1 protein-coding gene and 1 pseudogene are annotated in these 1,667 nt (G+C 32.2%); both read left to right on the top strand.

The window, feature by feature from the left end; translation table 11 throughout:
• Positions 1–494 precede the first annotated feature (494 nt).
• Positions 495–920: a cupin domain-containing protein gene (locus FC70_RS02550; protein ID WP_057889463.1), complete on the top strand. Its 426-nt coding sequence runs from the start codon at positions 495–497 to the stop codon at positions 918–920.
• A 182-nt stretch (positions 921–1,102) separates the two neighbouring features.
• Positions 1,103–1,606: pseudogene (locus FC70_RS02555) on the top strand (transposase); the annotation flags it as partial.
• Positions 1,607–1,667 lie beyond the last annotated feature (61 nt).

Consider the following 1,667-nt stretch of genomic DNA (forward strand, 5'->3'; position numbering starts at 1 on the left):
GACAGAATTAGAACGAGTGTTTAGAAAAAGATGTGCCATTTATTGACATAGGAGCACTATCCTTAAATTATGATTTAGGCAGATTTTTGTTATACACTGGTTTTTCCGGACTTATTTCTTCAGCAATTCTCTTAATATCAAACAAAATCAAAGTGATTAAAAAACAAAAATAATCTTGATACAATGAGTTTATTGATACACGATTCTATGTAATTTCATGTATCTATCAATAGTAAGATAGGATAACTCATATTGTATAGTTCTATAGGTAATATCCTCGTCATTTTTTTGCTAGTTGGTTCTGATGGTTCCCTAGGTAAAGAAAGCTAACCTCTCAACCTTACGAGATTGAGAGAAAAATAAATATTTAAGATCTATTTAACATGTGAATATAATATTAAATATTTGCTTTTTAACTTAGTTATTAGTAAAGTTATCACAGAGGTAGTTTGTAATGATTGTAAAATGAAACTTATTATAAGGAGGAAGAAGAAATGGAAATCAACGATAAAAAATATGGAAAAAAACCTTATATAGTGAATATCGAAGAGGCTACTGTCCAAAATGAGATGTATCGGACAACAATGTGGACGGGTGAAAAATTACAAGTCACCGTTATGTCTATCCAGCCTAATGATGATATAGGGTTAGAAGTTCACCATGGTATTGATCAATTTATTCGTATTGAAGAAGGAAACGGACTATGTAAAATGGGCCCTACAGAAGACAACTTGAATTTTGAACAAAAAGTTAAAGATGATGACGCTGTTTTTGTTCCAGCTGATATGTGGCATAATATCTTGAATACAGGTGATAAACCTTTAAAACTATACACGATTTATGCAGGTCCAGATCATATTCCAGGTACTATACATGAAACACATGATGATGCACGTAATGATCCTAATGAACAAGACTAGAATAAATTCATTTTAAAATGAGAAAAAAGGTGGCTGGGAAAAAACTAATTCCAGACTATAAAAAATAAAGGGACTTTGGAAAAACACTCCAAAGTCCCTTTAACTATGTACACAGGAAGTAAATTCCTGTTATGATGTTAGCGACCAAACCAAACAACAAAACAGTAAAGGAGTTTCCTTCCATGTACAAGAATTATAACACAGCACAAACTAGCATCGCTTTAAACTTAAATTTTGATATTCCTAATAACCATATTGCGAGACTAATTGATATGTTTGTTGAGACAATTCCGCATAATATTATTGAAACCTCTGTGGCGACCACCGGTCGTCCTGCTTATCATCCGGCTATGTTAATAAAAATGCTCCTTTTCGCGTATTCTCGCAAAGTATTTTCTGGACGTAGAATTGTTGAAATGAATACCGAAAATATTCCAATGAAATGGTTGAGTCAAGATGCCACAATTTCTTACAAAACAATCAATAATTTTCGATCCAGTAAAGAAGTTTCTAACTTAATCAAGATTTCCTTTATTTACTTTACCAAGTTGTTAGCCGACAACGGTATGATTGAAGATGAGGCCTTATTTATTGATGGTACGAAGATTGAAGCCGATGCAAATAAGTACTCATTTACTTGGAAACGTGCAGTTGATAAATTCTATCCAAAACTAAAAGAAAAAATTGTGCTTGGGCCTAGAATAAAAAGTGTACAAGTTAAATAGAGACTCTGATTTAGTATAATTA

The sequence above is a fragment of the Paucilactobacillus oligofermentans DSM 15707 = LMG 22743 genome, from assembly GCF_001434315.1.
In the GTDB taxonomy this organism is placed as follows: domain Bacteria; phylum Bacillota; class Bacilli; order Lactobacillales; family Lactobacillaceae; genus Paucilactobacillus; species Paucilactobacillus oligofermentans.

Excerpts from the sequence above, each read along its gene's own strand:
- FC70_RS02550 (WP_057889463.1), top strand. The coding sequence starts at position 495 with ATGGAAATCAACGATAAAAAATATGGAAAAAAACCTTATATAGTGAAT.